Genomic DNA, 12,616 nt, shown 5'->3' with positions numbered 1-12,616 from the left:
GCCTCGAAAGCGCCGCGCGAAGCGCAAGTCTCGAGGCCGAAACGGCGAGACCAAGGGGGCCTCAACCCCGCGCGCCGCAGGCGCGCCGAAAAAACACAGCACCTTCACGAGCAAGCCCGCATCGCCACATCCCCGAACAAAACCCGCACCCCCACCCCCGAGCAGACCCACATCCCCACCCCCGAGCAGCGCACCTCACCTCCCCCATAGGACCCCGCCCCCACCTCCCCGAGCAGGACCCCACAACCCCCATCCCCGCCTTTCCGAGCAGCCCGACCCACAACAGGCCCCGCCCTTCCTCCGCCCGGCGAGCCCACTTCCCGCACAGTTGCACACACTCGCCCGGGCCCCGTAGGCCATCTACACCGGACCACCGACGCCCCACCGGTATCACGAGCCAACCCTTCACCCGTGTTCTTGCTCCAAGCGCTACGCATTCCGCGGCAATTTCCGGCCTACCCCGGAAATCCGTGCGATATTTCCGGCCCTCGGCAATTATTCGCTGCCGACACCTTCCGGACGATATTCCTCCGGTGGCGGGTTTTCACCCGGCAACACGATGCGAATAAGGGCGCCGCCACGCTCGGAGGTGTCGATGGCAATAGTGCCGCCGTGTTTGGTCACGACCTGTTTCACAATTGCCAGACCGAGCCCGGAACCGGGCATGGAGCGTGACGCGGTAGTGCGATAGAAACGCTCGAAGACCAGCTCCCGCTCGCCGGATGGAATACCGGGGCCGGCATCGTCGACCGATAATTCCAGCAGCCCGCGGCCGGTCTCGGCCATCCGCACGCGGACCTGTTCGCCGGGCGGATTCCATTTCGCGGCGTTGTCGAGCACATTGAGAATCGCGCGTTCCAATGCAGCGTCGTGCCCGTACACGAACCAGGGGCGTAGTTCGGCGGCGAAGCCGACCGCACCGCGACGGCGGACCCGTTCCAGTGCCCGTTCGGTCACCTCGCCGAGATCGACGCGCTCGTACACGGTCTCCGGGGCATCCTCGCGGGCCAGATCCACCAGGTCGCCGACCAGGTTGGACAACTCCTCGATCTGCGCCATCACATCCGAACGCAGTTCGGCCATATCCTCCTCCGGAATGGCGGGGGCGTCGGGACGGCTCGAGGCGATGAGCAGTTCCATATTCGTGCGCAGGGAGGTCAGTGGGGTCCGCAGTTCGTGACCGGCGTCGGCGACCAGCCGCCGTTGCCGGTCCCGGGATTCGGTCAGGGCGCGCAGCATGGTGTTGAAACTCTCGGTGAGCCGGGCAAGTTCGTCGTCACCGGTCACCGGGATGGGCGTGAGATCGTCGGTGCGCGCGATCCGTTCGGTGGCCGCGGTCAGCCGGGCGATCGGACGCAGCCCGGTCCGCCCGACGGCGGTGCCGGCACCGGCGGCGAGGACGACACCGCAGGCGCCGACCGCGAACAGTAGCCAGGCCAGCCGGTCCAGCACCTCGCGGGTCGGTTCCAGGCGTTGGGAGATGATCAGGGTGACGCCGGAATCCATACGTTCGGCCAGTACCCGCTGATTGTTGTAGGTGCGCAGCGACGAATCGCGGGTGCCCTGCGCCACCGCGATCTCCTCGGTACCGATGGGCGGGGTGGTCGGCTGCGGCGGGATATAGGCGGGCAGGCTGGGGCGCTGGGTGGCCGACCGGTCGGCGGGCGGATAGATCAGCGCGACGCCGATATCGTTGGAGAACAGTGTCGCCACGCCCAGCGACTGGAAGGCCATGCTGTCGATATCGCCGCTGATCATGGTGGCCGCACGCGCCCGCAGCTGCGCGTCGACCTGCCCGTAGAGGGCGCGGGCGACCATCGCGTAGGCGGCGATCGAGGTGATCGCCACGAAGATCGCCACCAGCGAAGCGGCCAGCAGGGTGACTCGCCATCGTAGGGATACGGTGCGGGTCAGCGGGGTCGGTGGGCGCATGGGGGTCGGCTCGTCCGGCCACGGGCCGCCGAGCGGCGCGACCGTATGTTTCTTCGCCGCGGAACGGGAGGTGCGTGCCATATCCGCGCTTACGGAGGGGTTTCACGCAGGACGTAACCGACCCCGCGCACGGTATGGATGAGGCGGGGTTCGCCGTCGGCCTCGGTTTTCCGGCGCAGATAGCCGATATAGACCTCCAGAGCGTTACCGGAGGTGGGGAAGTCGTAGCCCCATACCTCCTCGAGGATCCGGCCGCGGGTCAGCACCCGGCGTGGATTGGACATGAGCATTTCGAGCAGGGAGAACTCGGTGCGGGTCAGCGAGATGGACCGCGAACCGCGGGCTACCTCGCGGGTGACCGGATCGAGCGAGAGGTCGGCGAAGCGCATCGCCTCGGAGACCTCACCGGTGTCCGGGGCGCGGCGGCGCAGCAGGGCACGCAGCCGGGCCAGCAGTTCTTCCAACGCGAACGGTTTGGGCAGGTAGTCGTCCGCGCCGGCATCGAGGCCGGCCACTCGCTCGGATACCGAATCGCGTGCGGTCAGTACCAGGATGGGCAGGTCGTCTCCGGTGCTGCGCAACCGCCGGCAGACTTCGAGTCCGTCCAGTCGAGGCATCATGACATCGAGCACCAGCGCGTCCGGGCGGTCGGCGGTCGCCTTCTCCAATGCGTCGATACCGTCCACCGCCAGATCGACGGTGTATCCGTTGAAGGTCAGCGACCGGCGCAGTGACTCCCGCACGGCACGATCGTCGTCGACCACCAGAATCCGCATAACACCAGTTTGACGGGAGCGACTGAGAGGCTACTGAGAGGGTCCGGCGCGGCGCGAGTCCGCTGACCACCGGCTTCGCCGGACGGATTTTCCGGATCGGGGTCGGGATGGGTGGAATATCGCACGGAACTTCCCCCTCGCGGGAAGGGACCGGACGGTCGACCTAATGCGGACGAGCTCGCGACGTTACCGCGCGCGGGCATCGCCACCTGGGAATTCGTCCCACAACCGAACGATCCATTACCACCCTGTGATATGCCACGAAACCTGTTCCCCATCCGCTTTATTCGCGGTATAACCGTCTGAACGCCCCGATTGCCCGTCGCTAACAGGCACGGTATGTTCCGATCGGTAAAAACTAGACCTCCGGTTGGTTCGGTGTGCAGTGAATCATAACTGAAACGCGCACGCGCCAAAAAGAGGTCGATCGTGATGCGGAGGCGACAGAGGCGGATGGAAACCCCGCGACCGTGGCAATTCAGCCTGTCCAACTGGTCGGTCACCCGCAAGGTCGGCATCGTCCTGGTCCTGCCGGTCGTCCTGGCGACCCTCTTCGCGGTGCTACGGATCAACAACGAGCTGCGCACCCTGGAACAGCTCGAGGCCGCGACCGAACAGTCCCGCATCATCGCGCCCCTCGTCGGCTACAACGCCGCCGCCGAACACCTCGCGGTCACCGCGACCGCCGGCTGGGCCGACAACCGCGAACCGCAGGCCTCCGCGGCCTTCGCCGGTTTCGACGCGGCCCACGAGACACTGGAACGAGCACTGGACTCCTACCGGATCCGGCCGGAGGTGTCCCGCGAGCTGTCCTCGGCACTCACCATCGGCAGCACCATGCGCAGCGGCCTCAGCAACGGATCGCCCGCCATGGTGGGCGATCAGGCCGACGAGATCGCGGTCCGGATCGGTAACGCGCTCGCGCAGTCGCCGACCGTCGAGGACCTCTCGATCCAGCGCTACTTCCTGCAGGTGAGTGCGATCCAGAACGCACGGCGGTCGCTGACCGCGCAGCGTCTGGTGATCAGTTCGCCCACCGCCGAGGACAATCCGGCCATGCGCGCCCGGGTGCTCACCTCCGGTGGCGCCGAACTCACCATGATCCACCAGTACGGGCAGATCATGCCGGATGTGGCCGGCAATATGCGGCCGCTCCTGGACGCGGTGCAGACCCGACTGGCGATCTTCAGCCAGGGCACCCAGGGCGCGATGACCGATCCCGCCGCGCTGAAATCCCTCGACACCAGCTCGCAGGCCTACCAGGTCACCACCGACCAGCTGACGGCCACCATCAGCGGTGCGCTGCACCATGCGACGGTTTCCGCCCAGAACAGCGCGCTGCGCGAGACCGCGCTGCTCATCGCCGCCCTGCTCGGCGGTCTGACCCTCGCGCTCGCGGTCGCCCGGACCCTGGTCGTCCCGGTGCGCCGCCTGCGCCGCGATGCGCTGGAAGTGGCCCATGTGCGACTTCCCGAGGAACTCGAGCAGGTCCGCGGGGGCGCCGAGACCCCGGAGATCGAACCGGTCGGCGTCCAGGGCACCGAGGAGATCGGCCAGCTCGCCCGGGCGGTCGACGAAATGCACCAGCAGGCCCTCAATCTGGCCGCCGACCAGGCCCGTCTGCGTGTGCAGATCGGCAACATGTTCGAGACCCTGTCCCGGCGCAGCCAGTCGCTGGTGGAACAGCAGCTGGGCATCATCGAGGAACTCGAGCACGACGAGGACGATCCGAAACGGCTGCAGAACCTGTTCCGGCTCGACCATCTCGCTACTCGAATGCGGCGCAATGGTGACAATCTGCTCGTGCTGGCCGGTACCGCGCTGCGTCGCGGGCAGCTCGACCCGGTCCCGCTCTCGGATATGCTGTGGAGTGCGGTTTCCCAGGTCGAGGACTATCAGCGGGTCGAGATCGGTCATGTGCCCGAAGGTGTGGTCGCCGGTGAGCCCGCGGTCGATATCGAACACCTGCTCGCGGAGGTCATCGACAATGCGTTGCGGTACTCCCCACCCAATACGCCGGTGGCGGTGACCGTCTCCCGCGCGGTCGACGGCGGGTACCTCATCGAGATCACGGACCGGGGACTGGGTATGGCCACCGAGGATCTGCAGGCCGCCAACGCGCGCCTGGCCTCCGGTGGTGAGATCAATGTCGAAACCGCACGCCGCATGGGTCTTTTCGTCGTCGGCCGGCTGGCCAAGCGCCATCAGATCACCGTGGGTCTCCGGCGTACCTCGACCATGGCGCAGCAGCCCGGTATCACCGCCAGCCTGCATCTGCCGGGCCTCCTGGTCTCCCCCGACACCGGATCCGACAACTCGAACGTCCTCACCGCCGACCTCTCCGCGGCCACACCGCAACTCCAGCACACCTCGCAGCTGCCCCAGCCGCCGACGCCGCGGCAGCTGACCCCGGTGCCCGATCTGCCGTCCTCGGATCCGTGGCCCTCGCGTTCCGATCTCCCCGCGGCGCGCCCGCTCACTCCCGCGCCCATGACCTCGAGTTTCGGCACCACGTCCACCGGATTGCCGCAGCGCCGCCCCTCCACGCACGGTCCCGCGGCCCCCGGCAAGGACACGGGGAACGGCAGCGGCGCCCGGGACACCTTCTCGGCGTTCGATCCGGTCCCCGATACCCCGGAATCCGACGAATCGCCCACCGGTCTGTGGTCGGAAACCTACAAGACCCAGTCCTTCCCGGCTCCGGTCGAGCTCCCGGCACCGGACACCACCGAACTCCGGCCGTCGTCCGACCCGCAGCCGCCGGCGGTCACCGCCCGCTCCGGATTGCCGATCCGGCGCCCGGGCATGGACCACGACGACCCCATCGGCCGCGCCGAGACGCGCCGCGACGAGCCGGCGCCGGCCACAACCACCTCCTCCCGGCTGCAACCGGTCGGCGGCGAGACCCCCACTCCGATCTACCAGCGTATGGTCTCGGAATGGTTGGTCGAGCCGGCCACCACCCAGGACCAGCCGCGCCAGGACTGGACCACTCCCGCCGATATCGGCTGGCTGGCCGCGGAAGACGCCGCCAAGCCGAGCTCGGACTCCACCACCGCGAACGGGCTCCCCATCCGCCGACCGGGCGCGCAGCTCGTCCCCGGTGGGCTGACCCCCGTCGAGGACGAGGCCCCCCGGGACCCGGCGGAGATCCGGAGCAATCTGACCAGACACCTGAGCGGGGTCCGCAGTGGGCGGGCCGACGCGCAGAACAATGACGGAGGGCTTGCATGACCGACGACCCGAAGAGCAGCACGGACGAGAACCTGAACTGGCTGGTCGCCAGATTCACCCGGGATGTGCCGGGTGTCTCCCATGCCGTCCTGGTCTCCGCGGACGGCCTGTTGCAAGCTGTCAGCCCCCATCTGCCCGCCGATCGTGCCGAGCAGCTCGCCGCGGTGACCGCGGGCCTGGCCAGTCTCTCCACCGGCGCGGCCCAGTTGTTCGACGGCGGCAAGGTGATGCAGTCCATCGTGGAGATGCAGCGCGGCTACCTACTGGTCATGAGCGTCGGCAACGGCTCACACATCGCCGTACTCGCCAACAAGCAGCACGATATCGGCCGGATCGGCTACGAGATGGCCCTACTGGTCGATCGCGTGGGCTCGGTCGTCAGCGCGACCGCCCGAACCACCGTCTGAGCACCATGTCCCAATTCGGCCAAGGCTTGCCCGATCCCCATACCGGCGGAGCCGGATTCGGCTCCCCGGATCGAAACTACGGTCCGGGCGCACAGAACTTCGGACCCGGTTCCTCGCAGTACAACACCGGTGCCTATCGGTTCGACGCCGCTGCGCAGCCGAACAACCCGCGCCGGGCCGGACGTGTCCGCCCGTACGCAATCACCGCCGGCCGAACCCAGCCCGCCGTCGATCTGCCGATGGAGGCGGTTATCGAAACCATCTCCTATCATGCACAATTCGATTGGCCGTCCGGTGACATCCGAGCCGAGATTCTCCGGCTCGGAACCCACCAGCTGTCGGTTGCCGAAATCGCCGCGCATCTCGATCGCCCGCTCGGTATGGTCCGCGTCGTCATCGGTGATCTCGTCGTGGACGGCAACCTGCGAGTGCATTCGACTTTGACCGAGCAGGCGAGTTACGACGAACGCCGGTCGCTGATGGAGAGGACATTGCGTGGACTCCGAGCCCTTTAGCAACAACCAGGGTGGTGGTGCGGCGGAGACCGAGACCCGGGTCGCGTCGACCAAGATCGTCGTCGCCGGTGGATTCGGCGCGGGTAAGACAACTTTCGTCGGCGCGGTCTCGGAGATCGTGCCGCTGCGTACCGAGGCGATGGTCACCAGTTTCTCCGACGGCGTCGACAATCTGGACGACACCCCGGACAAGCAGACGACCACGGTCGCAATGGATTTCGGGCGGATCATCCTGCCGGGCAACCTGACGCTCTACCTGTTCGGCACGCCCGGCCAGCGCCGGTTCTGGTTCATGTGGGACGACCTCATCCGCGGCGCCATCGGCGCGGTGGTGCTGGTGGACGCCCGCCGGCTGGAGGACAGTTTCGCGGCCGTCGATTTCTTCGAGGCGCGCAATCTGCCGTTCCTGATCGCGGTCAACCGGTTCCCGAACTCACCGCGGTTCGCGATGGCCGAGCTGCGTGAGGCGCTGTCGGTACGCGAAGGCGTGCCGATCGTGGATATCGATGCCCGTGACGCGAAAGAGGTCCGGCAGGCGCTGGCCGCCGTCACCGAGTACGCGATCAACCGCTTGAAGGCCCAGGAATACGAGGGAGTCGCCCGGCATGGTTGAGGTGCTGGCCGCGGAAACGGTCGAGACCGCCGATCTGTTCACCATGGGCTACTGGCTGACCCTGCTCACCTTCGGGGTATCGGCGGTCGGGATGTTCGTGGGTCTTGCCTGCGCGGTGAACGGCCGCCGTTCGGTCCGGTTCCGCCCGGTATGGGTGGCCGCCGCCGCGGTCTCCATCGGTGGTATCGGGGTCTGGCTGGCCAGCACGGTCTCGATGCTGGGTATCTCCATTCCGGGCCGCATTCTCCGCTACGACATCTCGGATCTGACGCTGTCGCTGGTGTTCGCCGTCGGCGCGGTCTTCCTCGGCCTGCTGCTCGCCGGTCGTGAGTTCGAGGTCAAACGCATGGTGAACGCGGCGGCCGGGCTCGGTCTCGGATTCGGGATCATGCTGTGGCTACAACTCACCTCGATCGATATCCAGGGTTCGGTCTCGCTGAACATCGGGCTCTTCGTCGTCGCGATCGTCGTCGTGGTGACCGCTTCCTCGCTGTGTGTCTTCCTCTTCCAGAGGTTCCGCTTCCCCGCCGCCCGGTTCGGGTCGATCGCGATGTTCGGTGCGGGTGTGGCGGCCGTCTACTTCACCGGTGTCGCCGCCCTGGAATTCCGTTTCGACCCCGACGCCGAACCCGCACAAGGGATGGAGCTGTTCGGCTACGCCTTCCCCATGTTCGTCATCGGCCTGCTGGCCCTGGCCGTTCCGATCACCGCGGTCCTGGTGGCTCCCGAACGTCCCGACGACACGTCCCGCGCGGCGAAGTCCGGTGCGTCGGAGACCAGTGGCCCGGTCGGCGGGCCCGGTCGCGTATCGCCCGTCGACGAGCAGATCCGGCCGGCTGCCCGGCCCAATGCGGCGGCGGCCCTGGCGCAGCGTGCGCAGCCGCTGCCGGAACCGGCGCGCTGATCCGGGGTGGATGCCGAAATCGTGCTGTCCGATCAGGAAAAGCTCCTGCGGGAGCTGGGAGCGCAGGTGCGCGGGCTGCGCTCGGAGGTGTCCGAGCTACGGGTCGAGATCAGCGAAATGGAGGCCACGGTCGCCGATCTCGCGACCCGGGCGGACCGGCCCGAGCGGGTGGAGCTGCCGTGGCCGCTCTCGCTGTTGCTGCTACCGGCCGCGCTCGCCCTGGCGCTGCTGCGACAGGTGGGCGATATCGCGGAGGCGCTCGCGGCGGAATGCGACTCGCGACAGGACGCGGAATCACCCGGGGAGATCGAGGTGAAAGCCCTCGAAAGTGGCGATGAGCGGGTCTCCCATCTCTGGGAGACCCGCCCTCACGCACGAGGATAACCGGTATGGACCGGTGAAGGAGTAGTCCGCCGGGATTTTCCGGCGGTCATCGCATCTCCGTCCGAAATAGCAGTACCGCACCGAACTTCGGTCCGCAATCGGTCAGCATGCCATCTTTTCAGGTGAGGACCATGGTAATGGTTGCGGAATATTTGCCAGCAGTGACGATGCGTCGCCTGTCTTGCCCGGATGAGACTGCCGCCATGGCTTTTTCGCATCTAGGGGCCCTGACAATTCATCGCCGTTTCCGGTCCAGCAGACCGCGTCGAGCGGCCTGCACCAGTCGCCGCGGCACCCGATGCACCACACCGTCCACTGTGACCGGAACCAGGTCCGGCGGCGTTGCCTTCCAGTTCGACCGGCGGCTACGGGTATTCGACCGCGACATCCGCCGCTTCGGTACTGCCATCTCACTGCTCCTTCCGGGCTCGGCCGGCGCGCCGGCCGTATCGGCGTTCGAATTTCTCCACCCGGCCTTGGGTGTCGAGCACACGATGCGCGCCGGTCCAGAAGGGGTGCGAATCCGCGGTGACGTCCACCGTCAGCAGCGGATAGGTATTGCCGTCGGTCCAGGTGACGGTCCGGTCGCCGGTAGCCGTGGAACGGGTCAGGAACCGGGCCCCGGTACTGGCGTCCTCGAAGACGACGGGGTGGTAATCGGGATGGATATCGGCCTTCATCACTTCTCCTTCCGGGCGCGCTCGCCCGTGTCGCCGCCGCGGCCCTCGCCGGTGGCGGCCGGATACGGTTCGTCCGGATCACAGGGGTCGGTATGCCATTCGCCGAAGGGATCCGACCAGCCGGCCACCTGATGCGGCGCTCGCTCGACCAGGCGCAGTTCGGCATCGTCGACCAGGGCCCGGCCCAGTGCCTGCCGGACCTCCTCCGGGTCGGCCGCGTGGACCAGGACGACCAGCGAATTGTCACGGTCGCCGAACCGGTCGTCCCAGCGCAGCCGGGCCATGGCCAGCCGTTCCGGCTCGACCTCGGCGCGTTCGGCTTCGGTCATCGCCGCCAGCCAGCGACCGGCGCCACCGATCCGCAGACCCCCGCCGGCCGATTCCAGCCAGACGACCTCGTCCGGCTGGGTCGCCAGCCATACCCGGCCACGCGCGGTGACCACACCCTCGAACAGGACGTCCAGCGCCTCGTGCAGCCGCTCCGGGTGGAACGGCCGCCCGGCGGCGAATTCGACCAGCTCCACATCGTATTCCGCGCCCAGCGGAGGCCGGCCGCGTAACAGCGGGGCATGGGCGTCGAAAGTCCGGCCGCGCCGCGACCCGGCCGGTATCCGGGTCAGCAGTTCCTCGATCGCGCCGGTGGTCACCGCCGCGTCCGGTCCCGTCCACAGTGCCGGGGCGAGCGGCGCCAACCGGGACAGCACCGCCCCGAGCCGGGCGCGCTCCAGCGGGTCCACGAGATCGGCCCCGGTGATCACCAGGGCATCCGCGAAATCGACCTGCCCGACCGCCAGTTGGGCGAGGGTGCGCTCGTCGTCGGCCCATGCCCAGCCGAGTTCGTCGAGCGCTTCGTCACCGGTCGCCGCGGGGAGCCAGGTACGCGCGTCGATACCGGTGAGCACGGCGGCTATCCGGACATCCCGGGCCGCGGGGCCGTCCACCCGGCCGACGACACCGGCCACGACCACCTCGCCGATCCCCTGGCACACCGACTCCGCTTCGATGGCCGGGTCCAGCGCGAGCACGATCCGCCGCACCGAATCACGGGCCGCGAGAGTGCACAGTAGTGGCAGCAGATCCGCCTTCAGCGTGCACGAGACGCAGCCGTGCGCGAGTTCGTGCACCGAGACGGTATCCGTACCGCCTCGGGACACGGTGCGGCGCACGACCCCCTCCCCGAGTTCGGTGAGGTCGTGGCGTACCACCACGGTGCCCGCGGTCGCGCCGAGCGCGTCCGCGATGAGGTCGACGGAACCGGCCGGGTCACCGTGCAGGCCCGCGACCACCACGACCGGCGTGCGGCGGTCTCCGGGATCGATGTCATCTGGGAGTTGTGCGGAATGGGACACCACTACCCTTTCGGTAATGATTTTCAATTACGACCCGGCACACGCTACAGTGTGGACCCATCGTTGTCGAAAACGATTGTCATCATCGTTCACGTCGGAGGGAGCCCCATGTCGGCGCACTGTCAGGTCACCGGCCGCACACCCGGGTTCGGCAAGGCCGTCTCGCATTCGCACAAGCGCACCAGCCGGCGCTGGGACCCCAATATCCAGCGCAAGACCTACTATCTGCCCAGCGAAGGCCGCCGGATAACCCTGAATGTGTCCGCCAAGGGCATCAAAACCATCGACCGGGACGGGATCGAGGCCGTGGTGGCCCGCCTCCGCGGCCGCGGAACGCGGATCTGAGCGCAGCGATGGCATCGAAATCGACCGATATCCGTCCGGTGATCAAACTCCGGTCCACGGCGGGCACCGGATACACCTACGTCACCCGCAAGAACCGCCGGAACGACCCCGACCGCATGGTGCTGCGGAAATACGATCCCGTGGTCCGCCGGCACGTCGACTTCCGCGAGGAGCGCTGATGGCCAAGAAGTCGAAGATCGCCCGCGACCGGCAGCGACGCGCCGTCGTGGACCGATACGCCGAACGGCGGGCCGAGCTCAAAGAGCTGATCCGCAAACCCGGCACGCCCGAAGACGACCGGCTGGCCGCGCAGGCGGCCCTGCGCCGACTGCCCCGGGACGCCAGTCCGGTACGATTGCGCAATCGGGACGCCGCCGACGGGCGACCGCGCGGTTATCTCCGGAAGTTCGGCCTTTCGCGTGTGCGTGTGCGTGAGATGGCACATCGAGGAGAGTTGCCCGGTGTGCACAAATCGAGCTGGTAACCCACCGATCGTGAGTTAGGAACCGGTCATATGGCAGTCAAACGAGGCCCGTCGAAGAAGGTCCGCGCCGAACAGGCCCGCCGGCCCAAGAAGAACCCGCTGATCGCAGCGGGTATCGAGACGGTCGACTACAAGGATGTGAATCTGCTGCGCACTTTCATCTCCGATCGCGGCAAGATCCGCAGCCGCCGGGTCACCGGCCTGACCCCGCAGCAGCAGCGACAGGTCGCGGTCGCGGTGAAGAACGCGCGCGAGATGGCCCTGCTCCCCTTCACCAGCCGCTGACCCCTCGCTGAATTCCCGCCCGGACGCCCGGCACCGCACCCGCGGCGCCGGGCGTCCGGCTGCTGTCCACGCACGGGCAGTGCGGGGTCGGCGCCCACTACAGTGGTGCGCATGCTCACACTGCGGGGATCTACGGCAATTCTGGCTCTCGGCGTCGTCCTCGCGGTCTCGGCCTGCGGTACCGACGGCACCGCCGCCCCGGAGCCCGGCCTCTCCCCGACCTCCGTGCCCGCCCCGGCGAGTACACCCGCGACTCCCACCGAGGATCCCGGCGCCGACCCCGGCCACCTCTTCACCGCGGACCCGTCCCTCGTCGGCGCCCATCCCGTCCCCTTCACCTCGTGGACGAGGGTGGCCGAGGACCGCATCGCGATCCATTTCGAAACCGGTGTGCCCGAATGCTACGGCGTGGACGCCAGCACCACCGAGGACGACGGCACGGTCACCGTCGAGCTGCGCAGCGGCACCCGGGCCGACGCCGTCGACAAGATGTGCGTGATGATGGCGGTTTTCGGCACGCTGGAGATCCCACTGGACGCGCCGCTGGGTGACCGCCGGGTACTCAGCGCGGTCTGATCGCCTGCTGCCACCGGCCGGATCACCCTACCGGCGGCTCGGCCGAACTCCTGGTCGTACCGGTCCGGCCGCTCTCGGGTACGCCGGATCCGGGTATGCCGATACCCCTGTGCGTTCCGCCCCGCCTCGACC

General features: G+C 68.0%; 16 protein-coding genes. 11 read left to right on the top strand and 5 right to left on the bottom strand.

What is annotated here, in order from left to right; genetic code table 11:
- Positions 1–495: 495 nt before the first annotated feature.
- Both ABZV91_RS18160 and ABZV91_RS18155 read right to left on the bottom strand, forming a co-directional pair.
- Positions 496–1,932 carry a HAMP domain-containing sensor histidine kinase gene (locus ABZV91_RS18160; RefSeq protein WP_355242655.1) on the bottom strand — a complete coding sequence of 479 codons (1,437 nt, stop codon included), beginning with the start codon at positions 1,930–1,932 and terminating at the stop codon, positions 496–498.
- 89 nt (positions 1,933–2,021) lie between these two features.
- Complete coding sequence (locus ABZV91_RS18155) at positions 2,022–2,708, bottom strand: response regulator transcription factor (protein WP_355242646.1); 687 nt, start codon at positions 2,706–2,708, stop codon at positions 2,022–2,024.
- Positions 2,709–3,161: 453 nt separating this feature from the next.
- On the opposite strand from ABZV91_RS18155, the gene ABZV91_RS18150 reads away from it, so the two are divergent.
- The 6 genes from ABZV91_RS18150 (at position 3,162) to ABZV91_RS18125 (ending at position 8,765) form a co-directional block, all read left to right on the top strand.
- Positions 3,162–5,942 (top strand): ATP-binding protein, encoded by a 2,781-nt coding sequence (locus ABZV91_RS18150; RefSeq protein ID WP_355242643.1) that lies wholly within the window; start codon positions 3,162–3,164, stop codon positions 5,940–5,942.
- On the top strand, positions 5,939–6,349 hold the full coding sequence (locus ABZV91_RS18145; RefSeq protein ID WP_355242640.1) for a roadblock/LC7 domain-containing protein: 411 nt from the start codon (positions 5,939–5,941) through the stop codon (positions 6,347–6,349). Before ABZV91_RS18150 ends, ABZV91_RS18145 begins: the two co-directional genes overlap by 4 nt.
- Positions 6,350–6,549: 200 nt before the next feature.
- Positions 6,550–6,864 (top strand): DUF742 domain-containing protein, encoded by a 315-nt coding sequence (locus ABZV91_RS18140; RefSeq protein WP_030522344.1) that lies wholly within the window; start codon positions 6,550–6,552, stop codon positions 6,862–6,864.
- Between the two features lie 55 nt (positions 6,865–6,919).
- Positions 6,920–7,477 (top strand): ATP/GTP-binding protein, encoded by a 558-nt coding sequence (locus tag ABZV91_RS18135; RefSeq protein ID WP_355242652.1) that lies wholly within the window; start codon positions 6,920–6,922, stop codon positions 7,475–7,477.
- On the top strand, positions 7,470–8,381 hold the full coding sequence (locus ABZV91_RS18130) for an MHYT domain-containing protein (protein ID WP_355242638.1): 912 nt from the start codon (positions 7,470–7,472) through the stop codon (positions 8,379–8,381). Before ABZV91_RS18135 ends, ABZV91_RS18130 begins: the two co-directional genes overlap by 8 nt.
- A gap of 6 nt (positions 8,382–8,387) precedes the next feature.
- Positions 8,388–8,765 carry a hypothetical protein gene (locus ABZV91_RS18125; RefSeq protein WP_355242635.1) on the top strand — a complete coding sequence of 126 codons (378 nt, stop codon included), beginning with the start codon at positions 8,388–8,390 and terminating at the stop codon, positions 8,763–8,765.
- A 235-nt stretch (positions 8,766–9,000) separates the two neighbouring features.
- Here the strand turns inward: ABZV91_RS18125 and rpmF are convergent, their stop codons facing one another.
- From rpmF to ABZV91_RS18110, 3 genes are read right to left on the bottom strand one after another with little or no spacing between them, the layout of a single operon-like run.
- Positions 9,001–9,174 carry a 50S ribosomal protein L32 gene (gene rpmF / locus ABZV91_RS18120; RefSeq protein WP_355242632.1) on the bottom strand — a complete coding sequence of 58 codons (174 nt, stop codon included), beginning with the start codon at positions 9,172–9,174 and terminating at the stop codon, positions 9,001–9,003.
- A 1-nt stretch (position 9,175) separates the two neighbouring features.
- Positions 9,176–9,445: a type B 50S ribosomal protein L31 gene (locus ABZV91_RS18115; protein WP_355242629.1), complete on the bottom strand. Its 270-nt coding sequence runs from the start codon at positions 9,443–9,445 to the stop codon at positions 9,176–9,178.
- Complete coding sequence (locus ABZV91_RS18110) at positions 9,445–10,794, bottom strand: GTP-binding protein (protein WP_355242626.1); 1,350 nt, start codon at positions 10,792–10,794, stop codon at positions 9,445–9,447. The genes ABZV91_RS18115 and ABZV91_RS18110 overlap by 1 nt, the downstream gene beginning before the upstream one ends.
- A gap of 108 nt (positions 10,795–10,902) precedes the next feature.
- Between ABZV91_RS18110 and rpmB the strand changes: the two genes are divergently transcribed.
- The 5 genes from rpmB (at position 10,903) to ABZV91_RS18085 (ending at position 12,484) form a co-directional block, all read left to right on the top strand.
- Complete coding sequence (gene rpmB, locus ABZV91_RS18105; protein WP_355242623.1) at positions 10,903–11,139, top strand: 50S ribosomal protein L28; 237 nt, start codon at positions 10,903–10,905, stop codon at positions 11,137–11,139.
- Between the two features lie 8 nt (positions 11,140–11,147).
- Entirely contained in the window at positions 11,148–11,318 is a 171-nt protein-coding gene (gene rpmG / locus ABZV91_RS18100) for a 50S ribosomal protein L33 (RefSeq protein ID WP_030522352.1), read from the top strand.
- Positions 11,318–11,623, top strand: a complete 306-nt coding sequence (rpsN, locus tag ABZV91_RS18095) for a 30S ribosomal protein S14 (protein WP_355242621.1) — start codon at positions 11,318–11,320, stop codon at positions 11,621–11,623. Before rpmG ends, rpsN begins: the two co-directional genes overlap by 1 nt.
- 30 nt (positions 11,624–11,653) lie before the next feature.
- Positions 11,654–11,908: a 30S ribosomal protein S18 gene (rpsR, locus tag ABZV91_RS18090; RefSeq protein WP_030522354.1), complete on the top strand. Its 255-nt coding sequence runs from the start codon at positions 11,654–11,656 to the stop codon at positions 11,906–11,908.
- 111 nt (positions 11,909–12,019) lie between these two features.
- Entirely contained in the window at positions 12,020–12,484 is a 465-nt protein-coding gene (locus ABZV91_RS18085; protein ID WP_355242618.1) for a hypothetical protein, read from the top strand.
- Positions 12,485–12,616: the final 132 nt, after the last annotated feature.

The sequence above is a fragment of the Nocardia sp. NPDC004568 genome (genome assembly GCF_040609955.1).
GTDB lineage: Bacteria > Actinomycetota > Actinomycetes > Mycobacteriales > Mycobacteriaceae > Nocardia.
Note: the sequence above shows the minus strand (reverse complement) of the source record. Positions and strands in the feature narration are given on the sequence as shown.

Coding starts and splice junctions, on each gene's coding strand:
- ABZV91_RS18155 (WP_355242646.1), bottom strand. CDS start 2,708: ATGCGGATTCTGGTGGTCGACGACGATCGTGCCGTGCGGGAGTCACTG.
- ABZV91_RS18160 (WP_355242655.1), bottom strand. CDS start 1,932: ATGCGCCCACCGACCCCGCTGACCCGCACCGTATCCCTACGATGGCGA.
- ABZV91_RS18115 (WP_355242629.1), bottom strand. CDS start 9,445: ATGAAGGCCGATATCCATCCCGATTACCACCCCGTCGTCTTCGAGGAC.
- ABZV91_RS18145 (WP_355242640.1), top strand. CDS start 5,939: ATGACCGACGACCCGAAGAGCAGCACGGACGAGAACCTGAACTGGCTG.
- rpsR (WP_030522354.1), top strand. CDS start 11,654: ATGGCAGTCAAACGAGGCCCGTCGAAGAAGGTCCGCGCCGAACAGGCC.
- rpsN (WP_355242621.1), top strand. CDS start 11,318: ATGGCCAAGAAGTCGAAGATCGCCCGCGACCGGCAGCGACGCGCCGTC.
- rpmF (WP_355242632.1), bottom strand. CDS start 9,174: ATGGCAGTACCGAAGCGGCGGATGTCGCGGTCGAATACCCGTAGCCGC.
- ABZV91_RS18150 (WP_355242643.1), top strand. CDS start 3,162: ATGGAAACCCCGCGACCGTGGCAATTCAGCCTGTCCAACTGGTCGGTC.
- ABZV91_RS18130 (WP_355242638.1), top strand. CDS start 7,470: ATGGTTGAGGTGCTGGCCGCGGAAACGGTCGAGACCGCCGATCTGTTC.
- rpmB (WP_355242623.1), top strand. CDS start 10,903: ATGTCGGCGCACTGTCAGGTCACCGGCCGCACACCCGGGTTCGGCAAG.
- rpmG (WP_030522352.1), top strand. CDS start 11,148: ATGGCATCGAAATCGACCGATATCCGTCCGGTGATCAAACTCCGGTCC.
- ABZV91_RS18085 (WP_355242618.1), top strand. CDS start 12,020: ATGCTCACACTGCGGGGATCTACGGCAATTCTGGCTCTCGGCGTCGTC.